General features: G+C 74.0%; 15 protein-coding genes. 10 read left to right on the top strand and 5 right to left on the bottom strand.

Features of this window, described 5'->3' with window-relative positions:
• Positions 1–25: 25 nt before the first annotated feature.
• The gene (gene metF, locus RB608_RS11095) at positions 26–916 is read left to right on the top strand and encodes a methylenetetrahydrofolate reductase [NAD(P)H] (RefSeq protein WP_308087952.1); all 891 of its coding nucleotides are present in this window, start codon (positions 26–28) and stop codon (positions 914–916) included.
• 2 nt (positions 917–918) lie between these two features.
• Here the strand turns inward: metF and RB608_RS11090 are convergent, their stop codons facing one another.
• Together RB608_RS11090 and RB608_RS11085 are read right to left on the bottom strand one after the other, a co-directional pair.
• Complete coding sequence (locus RB608_RS11090; protein ID WP_308087951.1) at positions 919–2,235, bottom strand: FAD-dependent oxidoreductase; 1,317 nt, start codon at positions 2,233–2,235, stop codon at positions 919–921.
• A 2-nt stretch (positions 2,236–2,237) separates the two neighbouring features.
• Positions 2,238–2,717, bottom strand: a complete 480-nt coding sequence (locus RB608_RS11085; protein WP_308087950.1) for a YbaK/EbsC family protein — start codon at positions 2,715–2,717, stop codon at positions 2,238–2,240.
• A gap of 46 nt (positions 2,718–2,763) precedes the next feature.
• On the opposite strand from RB608_RS11085, the gene RB608_RS11080 reads away from it, so the two are divergent.
• The 5 genes from RB608_RS11080 to RB608_RS11060 all read left to right on the top strand — a co-directional run bounded on the left by RB608_RS11080 (position 2,764) and on the right by RB608_RS11060 (position 6,671).
• Complete coding sequence (locus RB608_RS11080) at positions 2,764–3,231, top strand: hypothetical protein (RefSeq protein ID WP_308087949.1); 468 nt, start codon at positions 2,764–2,766, stop codon at positions 3,229–3,231.
• A gap of 105 nt (positions 3,232–3,336) precedes the next feature.
• Entirely contained in the window at positions 3,337–3,795 is a 459-nt protein-coding gene (locus RB608_RS11075) for an SAV_6107 family HEPN domain-containing protein (RefSeq protein WP_308087948.1), read from the top strand.
• 346 nt (positions 3,796–4,141) lie between these two features.
• Positions 4,142–4,858, top strand: a complete 717-nt coding sequence (locus RB608_RS11070) for a methyltransferase domain-containing protein (RefSeq protein WP_308087947.1) — start codon at positions 4,142–4,144, stop codon at positions 4,856–4,858.
• Positions 4,859–4,903: 45 nt separating this feature from the next.
• On the top strand, positions 4,904–6,109 hold the full coding sequence (gene dinB / locus RB608_RS11065) for a DNA polymerase IV (protein ID WP_308087946.1): 1,206 nt from the start codon (positions 4,904–4,906) through the stop codon (positions 6,107–6,109).
• Positions 6,110–6,248: 139 nt separating this feature from the next.
• Complete coding sequence (locus tag RB608_RS11060; protein WP_308087945.1) at positions 6,249–6,671, top strand: DUF3040 domain-containing protein; 423 nt, start codon at positions 6,249–6,251, stop codon at positions 6,669–6,671.
• Between the two features lie 53 nt (positions 6,672–6,724).
• Here the strand turns inward: RB608_RS11060 and RB608_RS11055 are convergent, their stop codons facing one another.
• Genes RB608_RS11055 through RB608_RS11045 form a run of 3 tightly spaced genes read right to left on the bottom strand, consistent with a single transcriptional unit; the run spans position 6,725 to position 11,266 of the window.
• Positions 6,725–9,073, bottom strand: coding sequence for a DUF3488 and transglutaminase-like domain-containing protein (locus RB608_RS11055; RefSeq protein WP_308087944.1), 2,349 nt, complete (start codon positions 9,071–9,073; stop codon positions 6,725–6,727).
• Positions 9,070–10,320 (bottom strand): DUF58 domain-containing protein, encoded by a 1,251-nt coding sequence (locus RB608_RS11050; RefSeq protein ID WP_308087943.1) that lies wholly within the window; start codon positions 10,318–10,320, stop codon positions 9,070–9,072. Before RB608_RS11050 ends, RB608_RS11055 begins: the two co-directional genes overlap by 4 nt.
• A gap of 10 nt (positions 10,321–10,330) precedes the next feature.
• On the bottom strand, positions 10,331–11,266 hold the full coding sequence (locus RB608_RS11045; protein WP_392390995.1) for an AAA family ATPase: 936 nt from the start codon (positions 11,264–11,266) through the stop codon (positions 10,331–10,333).
• Between the two features lie 324 nt (positions 11,267–11,590).
• Here RB608_RS11045 and mraZ point away from each other — a divergent pair, with 324 nt between their 5' ends.
• From mraZ to RB608_RS11025, 4 genes are all read left to right on the top strand, one after another.
• Positions 11,591–12,013: a division/cell wall cluster transcriptional repressor MraZ gene (gene mraZ / locus RB608_RS11040; RefSeq protein ID WP_141002924.1), complete on the top strand. Its 423-nt coding sequence runs from the start codon at positions 11,591–11,593 to the stop codon at positions 12,011–12,013.
• 278 nt (positions 12,014–12,291) lie between these two features.
• Positions 12,292–12,444, top strand: a complete 153-nt coding sequence (locus RB608_RS11035; RefSeq protein WP_308087941.1) for a hypothetical protein — start codon at positions 12,292–12,294, stop codon at positions 12,442–12,444.
• 3 nt (positions 12,445–12,447) lie between these two features.
• Complete coding sequence (gene rsmH / locus RB608_RS11030; RefSeq protein ID WP_308087940.1) at positions 12,448–13,443, top strand: 16S rRNA (cytosine(1402)-N(4))-methyltransferase RsmH; 996 nt, start codon at positions 12,448–12,450, stop codon at positions 13,441–13,443.
• On the top strand, positions 13,443–13,967 hold the full coding sequence (locus RB608_RS11025; protein WP_308087939.1) for a hypothetical protein: 525 nt from the start codon (positions 13,443–13,445) through the stop codon (positions 13,965–13,967). The genes rsmH and RB608_RS11025 overlap by 1 nt, the downstream gene beginning before the upstream one ends.
• Positions 13,968–13,987: the final 20 nt, after the last annotated feature.

The following is a 13,987-nucleotide window of genomic DNA, read 5'->3' as shown; positions in this document are numbered from 1 at the left end:
CGTCCGGGCACCTACACTGCGGCCCATGACTACCGGTGCCGGACGCTCCCTCGGCGAGATCCTCCGCGAGGGCGGACGATCCTTCTCCTTCGAGTTCTTCCCTCCGAAGGACGAGGCGGGTGAGACGCAGCTGTGGAACGCGATCCGCGCGCTGGAGCCCTATCGCCCCACCTTCGTGTCCGTGACCTACGGCGCCGGCGGCAGCACCCGCGACAAGACGGTCGCGATCACCGGGCGGATCGCCCGCGAGACCTCGATGATCCCGATGGCGCACCTGACCTGCGTGGGTCACACCCGTGAGGAGCTCGAGGGCATCCTCGACTCCTATGTCGCCGAGGGCGTCAGCCACGTCATGGCGCTGCGCGGCGACCCGCAGGAGGGGCCCCGCGCGGACTGGACGCCGACCGAGGGCGGCCTCAACTACGCCGTCGACCTCGTCGAGCTCGCCCGCTCCCGCGGGGACTTCCGGATCGGCATCGCCGCCTTCCCGGAGGGACACCCGTCCGCCGACTCGCTCGACGCCGACGCCGACGTGCTCGTCGCCAAGGCGCGCGCGGGCGCCGAGTTCGCCGTCACCCAGATGTTCTTCCGCGCCTCCGACTACTTCGCGCTGGTCGAGCGGGTCCGGGCCCGCGGCGTCGACATCCCGATCCTGCCGGGCATCATGCCGATCCTGAACCTGGCCGCCATCCGCCGCCAGGGCGAGCTGATCGGGACCAGCGTCCCCGACGACGTCGTCGCCCGGATCAGCGCCTACGACGGCGATCCCGCCGCTGTCCGTGCCGAGGGCATCAAGGTCGCCGCGGAGCTGTGCGACGAGTTGCTCGCCGGTGGCGCGCCGGGCCTGCACTTCTACACGCTGAACCGTTCCAAGGCGACGCTGGAGATCTTCGAGGCCCTGCAGATCACGGTGTGAGCTCAGGCGGGCCCGACCAGCTGGGCCACCAGCGCCGCCGACTGTGCCACGAACGGCACCCCGGCCCCGGGCGCGGTGTGCGCGCCGGCGGCGTACACACCGGCGACGGGCGTGGACGGGCCGATCCGGTGGCGGACGGTTCCCCGGCCCTGCCACAGCACCCCCATGGGCGACCCGCGCCACTGCTCGACCTGGTCGCGCGGAGAGAGGTCGACCCGGGTGACGACGTTCTCGCGGATGTCGATCTTGTGCCGCGCGAGGGCGTCGAGGAGGTCCTCGGCGATCTTCCCGCGGCCGTGGATCGTCCAGGCGGCGCCGCCGTCGGGGGCGATGCCCCCCGTCCGGACGGTGAGCAGCGGCTCCTCGTGGATGACCAGCTCGTGGGGCAGGTCGGGCACGTCGCCGGCGAGACCGACGTGGGCCACCACGGGCGGGATCGCGGGCATGGTCCGCTGGACGTGGCGGGCCAGGATGGGCAGCCGGCGCGGGTCGATCGCGACCACCACGACGTCGGCCTCGGCCTCGCCCTGATCGGTGCGTACGGCGGCGACGCGGCCCTCGCGCACGACGAGGTCGGTCACCTCGGTGCGGGTGCGGACCTGCACGCCACGGGTCTCGAGGCGGGCGCCGAGCAGGCCGGCGATCCGGCCCATCCCACCGGGGATCCGCCAGCCGCCGAAGCGCTGCTCGAGGAAGGCGGTCACGCCGACCCAGGACGGGACGTTGCGCAGGTCGTGTCCCTCGGCGACGGCCGGGTGCCCGGCGACCAGGGCCAGCCGTTCGTCCCGGAAGGCGTGCCGCAGCCGCTTGTAGAGCGTCTCGCGGATGTCGAAGAGGCCGTCCAGCTCCTTGGGTACGGCGCCCTTGGTGCGCGGGTCCCAGGGGACCTCCACGTAGTGGCGGCGCAGCACGTCCCACACGGGTCCGTAGACGTCGACATGGTCGGTCCACTTCGTGCCGAGGCCGGCCCCCAGGTCGTCGAACGCCGCCATCTGCTCGGCGCGGGAGCCGCCGGGCAGGCGCACCGAGGTGCCGTCGGCGAACCTGTGCTCGCGCAGCACCGGAAGCGGCTCGAGGTCGGTGCCCAGCTCCTTCTCTAGCGGCCGCCCCGACTTGCGGAACAGGTCGCGCAGCGCGGCCGGCAGCAGCGTGGACGCCGGTCCGGCGTCCCAGACGTGGCCGTCGCGCGCGACGGGCGCGAGCGCGCCGCCGAGCTCGGCGGAGGCCTCCAGCAACGCCACCTCGTGGCCGAGCTTGGCCAGGCGCGCAGCCGCGGCCATGCCGCCGAGGCCGCCGCCGACGACGACGATCCGGGCCACGGTCAGTCCCTCGCGACGTCGAGGGGCGTGGCTCCGGTGAGCTCGAGCAGCTCGTCGTACGTCGTCGAGAACACCGCCGCGGGGTGGCCGGCCGCGGCCCACACGACGTCGTGGCGACCCAGCCACGAGTCGAGGTACGTCGGCACGGGGGCGGGATGGCCGATGGGGGAGACGCCGCCGATCACCTGGCCGGTGTGCGTGCGGACGAAGTCCGGCCGGGCGCGGCGCAGCTCGGGACCACCGATGGTGGCGCGGACGTGGGCGGTGTCCACGCGGTGCGCGCCCGAGGTGAGGACGAGGACCGGGTGCGCGTCCGCGTCGAAGAGCAGACTGTTGGCGATCGCGCCCACCTCGCACCCGAGCGCCTCGGCGGCGAGTGCGGCCGTGTGGACCGAGTCGGGCAGAATGACGATCTCGCCGGTCCCGCCCCGGCGCTGGTGCTCGTCGCGGAACCGGGTGATCGAGGGATGCTCGGCCGACATGGGGATGACCCTACCGAGCACGACCCACCCACGGACTGGAGGAAGCATGCCCGAGACCGAGCAGCAGGCCCGGCCGCCCGCGGTCGTGATCGCGTGCTGGCTGTTGTGGTTCCTGGTCGCGGCCGGCCTGCTGGTGTGCGTGCTCGTCGTCACCCGGCGCGACGACCTCGGCAGCGTCTGGTCGCCGATGCAGGTCGGTGACAGCACCGTGCAGCCGGTCGAGTTCGTCCCCGTGATCCTCGTCCTGTACGGCGTCACCGCCGTCCTGGCGGCGACGCTGATCGCGCTCTTCCGCACCGGCTCCGACTGGGCGCGGCACGCGCTGGCCGCGATCGTCGTCGGCGTGATCCTGGTCGCCGTTGCCACGGTCCGCACCGACCCGCCCACGATGGTGGACGGGATGGCGATCGCGGCGGCCGTGATCGGCGCGGTGACCCTGGTCTTCCTGTGGCACCCGCAGAGCGGCCAGTACGTCCGGGAGGCCGGACGGCGGGCGGAGCACGCCGACACGTGAGCGGTGGGTGATCCGCGCGGGAGCGGTGCTTGAGTCGTGTCGGACCCGGGGTGTACCTTCGAGTCATTCGAACAGACGTTCGATCCGATCCGAGGAGAAGACGCCGTGGCCCAGCAGATCGCCCCCTTCACGGTCAGCCCGCACGCCCTGCCGGCGACCACCCACAACTACCTCATCCGGTCGGCAGAGTCCCTGAGCGAGGCGGTCGGGGCTCGTGACGTCGCCACGCGCTACGCCTGCGCCCATGTCGCCGCGCTGCGGGCCGCGGCCGCGCTCCTGGCGGCGCGGGCCCGCCCCGAGGCCGGCCGTCGCCGGGCCCAGCGCAACGCCTGGGTGCTGCTGGCCGAGGTCGCGCCCGAGCTGGCGGAGTGGGCGGCGTTCTTCGCCGCCGGTGCCGCGAAGCGGGCGGCCGCCGAGGCCGGTTCGGCCCGGGCGGCCAGTGAGCGCGAGGCCGACGACCTGGTCCGCGACGCCGACCGCTTCCTCGCCGTGGTCGAGCAGGCGCTCGGGCTGACGCCCCACGTCCCGCTCGGCGAGCAGCTCGCCGGTCTCGCGGTCGGCTGACGGACCGGGCTGTGGCTGGGCCGTGCTCGTTGAGATCGGTCGTCGCGGGAGGAGTCCAGTCTTTCCGCGAGCCGATGGTGTGGCCGCCGTGCGAGCGCGACCGTCTCTGGTTGGCAACAGCGCGCGGCAGCGCGGCGCGAGGCCCGATCGGTCGTCGCGGGAAGCGTCGGCGACGGAGCGCAGAGAGCGACGAAGGAGCGACCGGAGCGGAGGAGTCCAGCCTTTCCGCGAGCCGATGGTGTGGCCGCCGTGCGAGCGCAACCGTCTCTGATTGGCAACAGCGCGCGCGGCAGCGCGGCGCGAGGCACGAGCGACGCGCTCGCGCCATCCGACTAGTGTTCGGCGCATGGCCTCTCGCGAGCAGCGTGGATCGGTCCGCACCGCGGTCGTGTGGGACGCCCTGGAGTCCGCGCTGGCGGGTGCGCCCCGCGAGGTCGTGGACCTGGGCGGTGGCACCGGTGGCTTCGCCGTGCGCCTGGCCGGGTCCGGGCACCGGGTCCGCGTGGTCGACCCGAGTCCGGACGCCCTGGCGGCGCTCGCCCGGCGTGCCCAGGAGGTCGGTGTCGCGGTCTCCGGGCTGCAGGGCGACGTCACCGACCTGGTCGACGTGGTCGGGGCGGGCACGGCCGACGTGGTCCTGTGCCATGGCGTACTCGAGGTCGTCGACCCCGCGCTCGCGCTGGACCGGATCGGCCAGGTGCTCCGGCCGGGCGGCCTGCTCAGCCTCGTGGTCGGTCAGCGGCACGCCGCCGTCATCACCCGGGCCATGGCCGGGCACTTCCAGCAGGCGCGGGCATTGCTCGACGACCAGGCGCCGGTCGACGCTCGCACCGGCCGCCGGTTCACCGCCGACGAGATCGGCGAGCTGCTCGCCACGCACGGATTCGGAGCGACCTCGGTCCACGCGGTCCGGGTCTTCGCCGACCTGGTGCCCGCCGCGCTCGTCGACCAGGAGCCTGGTGCGGCAGCGGCCCTGGTCGACCTGGAGCGCGCGGTCGCCCGCCGGCCGGAGTACCTCCCGCTGGCGACCCAGCTCCACATCGTGGCCCACCGCGCCGGCTGAGCCTGCTGAGCCGCTTCGGGCCGAGCGGCGTCCGCGGAGTGGGCCGTGACGGTCCGCTGCCCGATCCTCCACGTCGACATGGACGCGTTCTACGCGTCCGTGATGATCCGTGACCGCCCCGAGCTCGAGCAGGTCCCTGTCGTCGTCGGCGGTGGGCACCGCGGCGTGGTGCTGTCGGCCAACTACCCGGCCCGTCGCTTCGGCATCCGCTCCGGGATGCCGGGCGCCGAGGCGGCCCGGCTGTGTCCGCACGCCGTCACCATGCCGCCCGACTTCGGCCTCCTCACGCCGGTCTCCAAGGCGATCATGGAGACCTTCCGCACGATCACCCCGGTCGTCGAGGTGACCTCGCTCGACGAGGCCTTCCTCGACGTGCGCGGCGCGGTCCGGCTGTTCGGGTCGCCGGAGGCGATCGCCGAGCGGCTCCGCTCCCGGGTGCGCGCCGAGCACGGGATCACCTGCTCGGTCGGCATCGCCGCGTCCGTGTCGGTCGCCAAGCTCGCCAGCCGGCAGGCCAAGCCCGACGGCGTCCGGGTGATCCGGCCGGAGCGGTTCGTCGCGGAGGTGCACCCGCTCGACATCGGGGTCCTCTACGGCGTCGGCGAGGCGACGCGACAGCGTCTCCGCCGCCTCGGGCTGATCACCGTCGGCGACGTCGCCGCCATCCCGGTCGACCTGCTCCGGCGGATGGTCGGCCGTCACCTGGGGAGCCAGCTGCATGCCCTGGTGTGGGGGACCGACCGCGCGGAGCTGGTTGCCGGCGGGGCCGGGGTCTTCGGCCTCGGGGAGGGGGAGCCCGAGGGCAGCATGGGCGCCCAGCACACGCTCGCCGTCGACCTCCGCGACCGGAGGGGGCTGCGCCGCGAGCTGCTGCGGCTGACCGCCCGGGTGGCGGCGCGCGTCCGCGGCGCCCAGCGCACCGGCCGGACCGTGACGGTCACCGTCCGGTTCTCCGACTTCACCACCGTCCAGCGCTCGCGCACCCTGCCGGAGCGCACCGACGTCACGCAGGAGGTCTACGCGGTCGCGGTCGCCCTGCTCGACGGGCTCCTCGACGCCCGCGGGCCCCACCCGCTCGCGGTGCGCCTGGTCGGCGTCCGGGTCGAGGGCCTGCGCCCGGTGCGCGCCGGGGACGGGCGCCAGCTGGCGCTGGGGGAGCGTGACCCGGGCTGGCCGGACGCCGATCGCGCGGTCGATCGGGCCGTCGGCCGGTTCGGCCACGCCGCCGTCCGTCCGGCCAGCCTGTTGTGATCCCTGGTCACGGCGGAGGACCCCGGAGCGGCCGACCGGACAATTTGGGGGACGCCCCCTACCACCGCTGGAGATGCCTGCCTACACTTGGAGGAAGAGTCATCGGCGGAGAACCGCCTCACACGTGTCGGAGGATTCGGTGCCACTCTCGGAAGAGGAGCTGCGACTGCTGGAGCAGATGGAGCGCGCCCTCAGCGAGGAGGACCCCAAGTTCGCGTCCACCCTGCGGGGCACGACCCTCCGGCAAGCGGCGCGTCGTCGGGCCATCCTGGCCGGCGTCGTCTTCACCGCGGGTGTCGCGGTCATGATGGGCGGGGCCGTCAGCGGCTACTGGCCCGTCGGTGTCGCGGGCTTCCTGATCATGCTGGCCTCGGCGACCATCCTGATGGGATCCCTGCGCGGTCAGCGTCCGGGCGCCGGCCCGCACGTCTCGTCGCATCCCTCCGGCCTCGGCGTGGTCGACGGCGGTCGCCGTGGTCGCAGCCACGGGCACGGCCGCTCCTCCGGCTTCATGGACACTCTCCAGGCGCGCTGGCGCCGGCGCCGCGACCGCGGGTTCTGAGTTCGTTGGGCCGAGCGTGTCGCCTATCGAGCGACACCGCACGGCCCTCGCCGCTACCGGCCCCAGATCGACCGCGGGATCCACCGCGCCCGGCGCCGGGTCCGCGGGCTCACGCCCGCCTCCAGCGCGCCGACCACGAGTGCACCGTCCTCGGCGAGAGTGGTGCGCTCGCGCGTGAGCACCGCTCCGGGCCGCGCGTAGCGCGACTGCTCGACGGCGAGGACCAGTCGCTCCAGGGCGTCGGCCGCCTCGGGGGCGGAGTCGGCGCCCGTGCGCGGTCGCTCCGCGGTCGCGTCACCCGGAGCTCCGAGGTGGTCGAGCAGCAGGCGGCCGGCCTCACGCGGCGAGCGGCCCTCGGCCCAGCCCCGACCGAGGTCGATCGCCGTGGCCCGCACCTCGCTCCACACGTCGTCGGGGGATCCGGCCAGGCGCTGGCGCCGGGCGCGGGCGCGGACCGTCGCGGGGCCGCCGACGGCGACGGAGCCGAGCAGGAGCAGCACCAGCGTGACCAGGCCGCCGACGACCAGGGGCGTGGGCAGGCCGTCCTCGCGCGCCGACGAGGCGTTGCCCGAGTCGCGGTCGATCTCCGGGCGCCGGCTCGGACCGGCAGCCGGGCCCACGGTCGCGGTCGCGCCCGGCGTCGCGGACGAGGAGGCGGTCGGGCCTCCCCGGGGGTCGTCCGGGCCGCCGTCGACCGGGACCCGGGTGTAGGCGGGAACCTGCTCGACCCGACCGGACGGGGTGGGCTCGAAGCGCACCCAGCCCGACCCGGCGAAGTAGAGCTCGGGCCAGGCGTGCAGGTCGTGACTGCTGTACTCCCAGACGTCGTCGCCGATCCGGTCCGGCTCGAGGAAGCCGACCGCGACCCGGGCGGGGATGCGCAGCGTTCGGGCCATGACCGCCATCGCGGAGGCGAACTGCTCGCAGTAGCCGACCCGGCCGTCGCGGGCGAGGAAGCCCTCCAGAGTCTGGTTGCCGGTGCCGTCGGGTGCCTTGGTCAGGTCATAGGTGAAGCCGCCGTCCTGGCGGAACCAGCGCTGCAGCAGGAGGGCGCGCTCGTAGTCGGAGGTGGCGCCCTCGGTGACGTCGCGGGCCAGGTTGCGCACGATCGCCGGCACTGTGCCGGGCAGGTGGAGGACCTCCTCGGACACGTCCTCGGCCGCGGAGTCGCCGAAGAACTCGCGACGCGTGCCGAAGTCCAGTCGCAGTGCGGTCATCGTGTAGGCGAGCTCGCGGGTGTCCAGGTCGTCGTCGGCGGCCAGGAAGTCCATGGTGGCCGGATCGAAGCGCCAGTCGCCGGGGGCATCGACGGCGGCGACGGGGTACTGCGTCGGCAGCCAGGTCGAGTCGAAGTCCTCGGTGATCTCGACGTCGTACCTGAACTTCGTGGTCGGTACGTCGGGGGACAGGCCGGGCGGACGCGCCACCGGTCCGTCGGCACGGTCGTCCCGGGCGACGTCGCGATCACCGCTGCTCCACTCGTCGCCGGTGTAGCGATTGAGCACCGAGACCCGCAGGTACGACGGTGCGGGGTCGTCCGTGCGGACCTCGATCAGCGGCACGTCCCGGCCGCGCTCGAGGTCGCGGCGCATGTCCGCGATCGGCTTGCGGATCCGGATGTCGCCGTTGCCACTGCCGGAGCCGAAGTCGAGCACGTTCACGCCGACGGTGGGGAGGAAGGCAGGGACGACCAGGGCCAGTGCGGTCGCGCCGATCCCGATCCGGCCGGCTCCGGCGCGCATCGCCTCCAACATCGGGTTGCCCCGCCACTGCGTGTCCTCGTCGGGGCCTACGGTGCGCCCCCACCGCAGCAGCTGGTCGCGGGAGTCGAGGTGCAGGAGGGCGAGGAAGCCCGCGGCTGCGGCGACGAAGCTCCACGCATCGGGGCCGCCGTCGAGCACGCCGCTCGGGAGCGCGTAGACCGCGAGGAGGCCGAGACCGGCGGCCGGCACCTTGCGCAGCGTGCAGGCCAGCGTCTCCACGAGCAGCAGGACGGCGGCGCCGGCGACGAGCAGCAGCGGCCAGACCGGGGGGACCTGGGCGCCGATGGGCGCGGCGTACTGACGCGCACTGTCGACCGAGGCCTCCAGGGCCTGCCAGATCGCGGCGCCGGTGTCAGCGCCCGGGACGAGGGAACCGGTGATCTGGCGCGCCACGACCAGTGCGGTGAGCACGGTCTGGGCGAGCACGGTGAGCCAGCGCGGAGTGCCCAGCCAGCGCAGCGCGGCGCCGGTGACCGCGAGCAGTCCGGCGAGGACGGCGAGCGGTCGCAGGTAGGTGCCGGGGAGGTCGACGAACCCGCGCCACGCGGTGAGCGCGACCCAGGTGGTCAGGACGGCGAGGACACCGAACAGCAGTGTCGGGCCGAACGGTCCGCGACGTTCGGCGAGCCGGTCGCTCATCCGCGCGCACCTCCCCGCACGGGGGCCCGGCCGAGCTCTCGCCAGGACGCGTCCAGCTGGTCGCGCGGCCCGAGGCTGGTCGCGCGCCAGGCGAGGGACGTCACCGCGGCGGCGGCAGCGCCGCCCAGCCCCTCCCGGGTCGGCGCCCACTGGCCGACGTCGAAGACCAGGGCGAGGGCGACTCCCGCGTCGTGCCGGATCCGGCGCAGGGCCGCCGTGTCGTCGGGGAGGAAGCCGCCCAGGACGGCTACCACGACGCCGCCGCGTGCCTGCTCGCCGGACCAGCCGACATCGAGCGTGGTGCGGTGCGACATCTCGACGACCGCCAGGTGCTCCAACGCCCGCTCGGCGCCGAGTGCGCCGGCGCCGGGGCCGGCGGTGCCGCCGCCGAGCCCGTCGGCCGTGCAGAGCTGGACGGCGTACCCGTGCTGCTCCAGGTGGACCGCCACCGACGCGGCGGCGATGACCGCCGGCTCGAGGCTGGAGGCGGGACCCTGGCCCCGGTGGGCGAGGCGCCGGTTGTCCAGGAGGACGGTCGCGTGCGCCTCCCAGGGCTGCTCCTCGCGCCGCACCATCAGCTCGCCGATCCGGGCCGAGCTGCGCCAGTGGACCCGCCGGAGGTCGTCGCCGCGCCGGTACTCCCGGACGCTGACGTCCTCGGCCGACCCGGAGGCGAACGCCTGGGGCCGGTGCTCGCCGGCCCCCTGCCAGCCGCCGGTCAGCGGGATCGAGGGGAGCGGTACGACGCGCGGGGTCACCGTCAGCTGCGCGGTGCCGCCGATCGGCCGGCGGCGCTCGACCAGCCCGAACGGGTCGGCGAGGCGGGCGACGACCGGGCCGACGACGTACCTGCCCCGGAGGTCGGAGCGGACCGGGTAGGAAACGGTGCGCTCCCACGCGCCGCCGAGTCCCTGCAGCACGAATCGCGCGCGACCGCCGAGGGCGTAGGGGACGGTGTCCTCGACCAGCAGCGCGCCGTCGGCCCGCTTGCGGTCGCTGGAGATGGTGAGGTCGATCCGGGCCGTCTCACCGGCGCGGAGCAGGCGCGGCCAGACCGTCCGGACGACCTCGGGGTCGTGCTTGCGCCGCCCCACGACGAGGGCGGCCAGCAACGGCAGCGTCATCATCAGCACCCCCACGCGGGTCAGCGCCGGCTGGCCGAAGCCGATGGCGCACACCACCGCCGTCGCGCCGGCGGCCAGGAAGGCGCGGCCGCGGAGCGTCAGGGAGGAGAGATGTCGCCGCATCGCGCACCGCTCAGGAGGACGGGTCGGGCACGGGGACCTGGGCGGCGATGCCCTCCAGGATGGTGGCCACGGTGCGGCCGCCGATCGCCGCCTCCGCGCTCGGCAGCAGCCGGTGGGCCAGCACCGGCTGCACCAGTGCCCGCAGGTCGTCGGGCAGGACGTAGTCGCGCCGGTGCAGGGCGGCCCGCGCCTTGGCGGCGCGGACGAGGTGCAGGGTGGCGCGGGGGGAGGCACCCAGCACCAGCTCGGGGGTGTGCCGGGTGGCGGCCGTGAGCGCGACGGCGTAGCGCTGCACCGTGTCGGAGACGTGCACCTGACTGACGATCGCGCACATCTTGCGGATCTCGGCACCGTCGGTCACCGGCTCCAGGTCGTCGAGCGGACTGACCTCGCCGTGGTTGGACAGCATCGCGATCTCGGCGGCCGGCACCGGGTAGCCGATGGAGACCCGGGCGAGGAAGCGGTCCCGCTGCGCCTCGGGCAGCGGGTAGGTGCCCTCCATCTCGACCGGGTTCTGGGTGGCGATCACCATGAACGGCGGCTCCAGGTGGTACGTGACGTTGTCCACGGTCACCTGGCGCTCGGCCATGCACTCCAGCAGGGCGGACTGGGTCTTGGGGGAGGCCCGGTTGATCTCGTCGCCGATCACGACGTTGGCGAACACGCCCCCGGGCCGGAACTCGAACTCGCGGGTCGACTGGTTGTAGACCGACACCCCGGTGATGTCGGAGGGCAGCAGGTCCGGCGTGAACTGGATGCGGCGGACGGTCGAGTCGATGCTGCGCGCGAGCGCCTTGCTCAACATGGTCTTGCCGACGCCGGGGACGTCCTCCAGGAGCAGGTGTCCCTCGGCCAACAGCACCACGATCGAGGCGGCGACGACCTCGCTCTTGCCCTCGATCACCTTCTCCACGTTGGCCTGGATGCGGCCGGCGACGCGCGCCACGCTGTCGACGTCGGTGCTCGGCGACTCCACGCTGTTCTCCCTCTCCTCAGCAGCCACCTCGCTGCGGTGGAGCAACCCTACGGCGCGCCTGGGCGTCATGGTGACCGCGCCGTGGACCTCGCTGCGCCCACCACCGGCGCTCCACTTCTCCTCCACTCCGCTCCACCGGCCCTCCCAGCGCGCTGACCTGCGCTTTCAGGGTGCGCCGTGGTGCGCGACGCCGCAAGAAGTGGGGCGTTGGTGGTTGACGGTGGAGGAAAGTGGAGTACTGTGGGGGAAAGTGGAGGAACGGCGGAGTCCGGTGGGACGGCTGGGGGTGGCCCGATGCTCTTCATGGGCACCTACACCCCGAAGCTCGACGACAAGGGCCGTCTCTTCCTCCCGGCGAAGTTCAGGGATCGACTGGCGGAGGGCCTCGTGGTCACACAGGGACAGGACAAGTGCCTCGTCGTCTGGCCGACCGACGTCTTCGCCGAGGAGGCCGAGCGGCAAGCCGCCCGGCCGATGACCAACCGCGCCGCCCGGCGCTACGCCCGGGTGCTGTTCGCCGGCGGCGACGAGAGCACCCCCGACAAGCAGGGACGGGTCGGCATCCCGGCCCACCTGCGTGAGTACGCGGGACTCGAGCGCGACGTCGTCGTGATCGGGGTCCGGGACCGCCTGGAGATCTGGAACCCCGCCGCCTGGCGCGAGTTCCAGCTCGAGGCGCTGGAGGAGTTCGCCGACCTCGACGAGGACGACGACTGATCCGCACCACCGGCTCCGTCGCCGACAGCAGCACCGGTCACAACAGAACAGCGGATCCGCAGGACGAGGTCTCAGCCCGCTCCCGCTTCCCGAGTCCTGTCTCCTGTAGCACCTTCCCCGGCCACAGGCGACAGGCGAACCACCGCCTTCTGGGGCACCTTCCCCGGCACCAGACGGCATCCCGAACACCGGGACGGGAGCGGGCCGAGACCTGGCCCTGCGGATCCGCACCCATTTCCAGTACGTCCAGCAATTCCCAGGGTCGAGGGGTCGAGAGCATGAGCGTCGTTCGCACGCAGCCACCGGAGGTCTCCGGGGAGCGCCGCGTCCGCGAGCAGGCGCGCGACGCCCTCACCCTGATGGCCTTCTCCGCGGCCCTGTCCGTCGGCTGCGCGCTCCTGCTCGTGCTGACCCACCTCGCGGGGCGCTGAGGCATGAGCACCCCGCGCCACGTCCCCGTCCTGCTGGACCGGGTCGTCTCCCTCCTCGCCCCCGCGCTCGACCGCGACGGCAGCGTGCTCGTCGACTGCACGCTCGGCCTCGGCGGCCACAGCGAGGCGGTCCTCGAGCGGCTCCCGCGAGCCCGGGTGATCGGCATCGACCGCGACCCGCAGGCCCTGGCGATGAGCCGCGAGCGGCTCGCGTCGTACGGAGACCGGTTCATCGGCGTCCAGGCCGTGTACGACGAGCTCGCCGACGTCATCGCCGACCAGGGGCACCCGCGTGAGGGAGGCGTCGCGGCGGTCCTCTTCGACCTCGGTGTCTCCTCGATGCAGCTCGACCTGCCCGAGCGCGGCTTCGCCTACGCCGTCGACGCACCCCTCGACATGCGGATGGGGGACACCGGCCCGACCGCGGCCGACGTCCTCAACACCTACTCCGCCGCCGAGCTGGCCCGGGTCCTGCGGGAGTACGGCGAGGAGAAGATGGCGCGCCGGATCGCCGACGCCGTGGTCCGGGTTCGCCAGACGGAGCCCTTCACCAGCTCGGCCGGCCTCGTCGCCCTGCTGTACGACGTGATCCCCGCCCCGGCCCGCCGGACCGGCGGCCACCCCGCCAAGCGCACCTTCCAGGCGCTGCGGATGGAGGTCAACGACGAGCTGCGGGTGCTGCAGCGCGCGATCCCGGCCGCGGTCGAGGCGATCGGCGTCGGCGGCCGCGTGGTCGTCGAGTCCTACCACTCCCTCGAGGACCGACTGGTCAAGCGGGCCTTCGTCGCCGCGACCCGCCTCGACGTCCCCGACGACCTGCCGTTCGTGCCCGAGGGTGCCGAGCCGTCGTACCGGCTGGTGACCCGCGGTGCCGAGCAGGCGACGCCGGAGGAGGTCGAGGAGAACCCTCGCGCCGCCTCCGTCCGGCTGCGCGCGATCGAGCGCACCAAGGCGATCACCCGTCCGAACAGCACATCCACTGGCAAGGGAGCCGTCTGATGTCCGCCACCTCACCCCTTCGCAACCGGCTCCCGTACGTCGCCCCGCGCATCGCGCAGGCGGCCCTGCAGCGGGCCCGGCTGACCGTCGTCCCGCGGCGGCGCACCCAGGCGCCCCGGGTGCCGTTCGTGACCTTCGTCAGCATCATCCTGCTCGGCGGAGTCGTCGGGCTGCTGATGTTCAACACATCCATGCAGCAGGCGTCCTTCCGCGAGACGGCGCTGCAGAACCAGGCGACCGACCTCGGTGCGCAGCAGGAGGCGCTGGAGATGGACCTCCAGGTGCTCAACGACCCGGCCCACGTCGCCGCGGCCGCCGAGCGGCTCGGCCTGGTGATGCCGACCGGCGCCGGCGTCCTGCACCTCGGCTCCGGGAAGATCAGCGGCGACCCCCAGCCGGCCACGGGCGCCGACCGGCTCCCGCTCGAGCCGCCCGGCCCGCGTCGCCCGGCCGAGCTCGACCCGCCGCCGGTCAAGGAGAAGGTGAAGGCCGCCACGGACGGCGTGCCCGCCACGGTTCAGTGACCCTCGCGCCGTAGGTTGGA

It is taken from the genome of Nocardioides sp. LHD-245, from assembly GCF_030929495.1.
GTDB lineage: Bacteria > Actinomycetota > Actinomycetes > Propionibacteriales > Nocardioidaceae > Nocardioides.
Note: the sequence above shows the minus strand (reverse complement) of the source record. Positions and strands in the feature narration are given on the sequence as shown.

What these genes read in the sequence shown, in the direction of transcription:
- RB608_RS11055 (WP_308087944.1), bottom strand. Translation starts at nt 9,073, where the DNA reads ATGAGCGACCGGCTCGCCGAACGTCGCGGACCGTTCGGCCCGACACTG.
- RB608_RS11025 (WP_308087939.1), top strand. Translation starts at nt 13,443, where the DNA reads ATGTCCGCCACCTCACCCCTTCGCAACCGGCTCCCGTACGTCGCCCCG.
- RB608_RS11050 (WP_308087943.1), bottom strand. Translation starts at nt 10,320, where the DNA reads ATGCGGCGACATCTCTCCTCCCTGACGCTCCGCGGCCGCGCCTTCCTG.
- metF (WP_308087952.1), top strand. Translation starts at nt 26, where the DNA reads ATGACTACCGGTGCCGGACGCTCCCTCGGCGAGATCCTCCGCGAGGGC.
- rsmH (WP_308087940.1), top strand. Translation starts at nt 12,448, where the DNA reads ATGAGCACCCCGCGCCACGTCCCCGTCCTGCTGGACCGGGTCGTCTCC.
- RB608_RS11035 (WP_308087941.1), top strand. Translation starts at nt 12,292, where the DNA reads ATGAGCGTCGTTCGCACGCAGCCACCGGAGGTCTCCGGGGAGCGCCGC.
- RB608_RS11070 (WP_308087947.1), top strand. Translation starts at nt 4,142, where the DNA reads ATGGCCTCTCGCGAGCAGCGTGGATCGGTCCGCACCGCGGTCGTGTGG.
- RB608_RS11080 (WP_308087949.1), top strand. Translation starts at nt 2,764, where the DNA reads ATGCCCGAGACCGAGCAGCAGGCCCGGCCGCCCGCGGTCGTGATCGCG.
- RB608_RS11085 (WP_308087950.1), bottom strand. Translation starts at nt 2,717, where the DNA reads ATGTCGGCCGAGCATCCCTCGATCACCCGGTTCCGCGACGAGCACCAG.
- mraZ (WP_141002924.1), top strand. Translation starts at nt 11,591, where the DNA reads ATGCTCTTCATGGGCACCTACACCCCGAAGCTCGACGACAAGGGCCGT.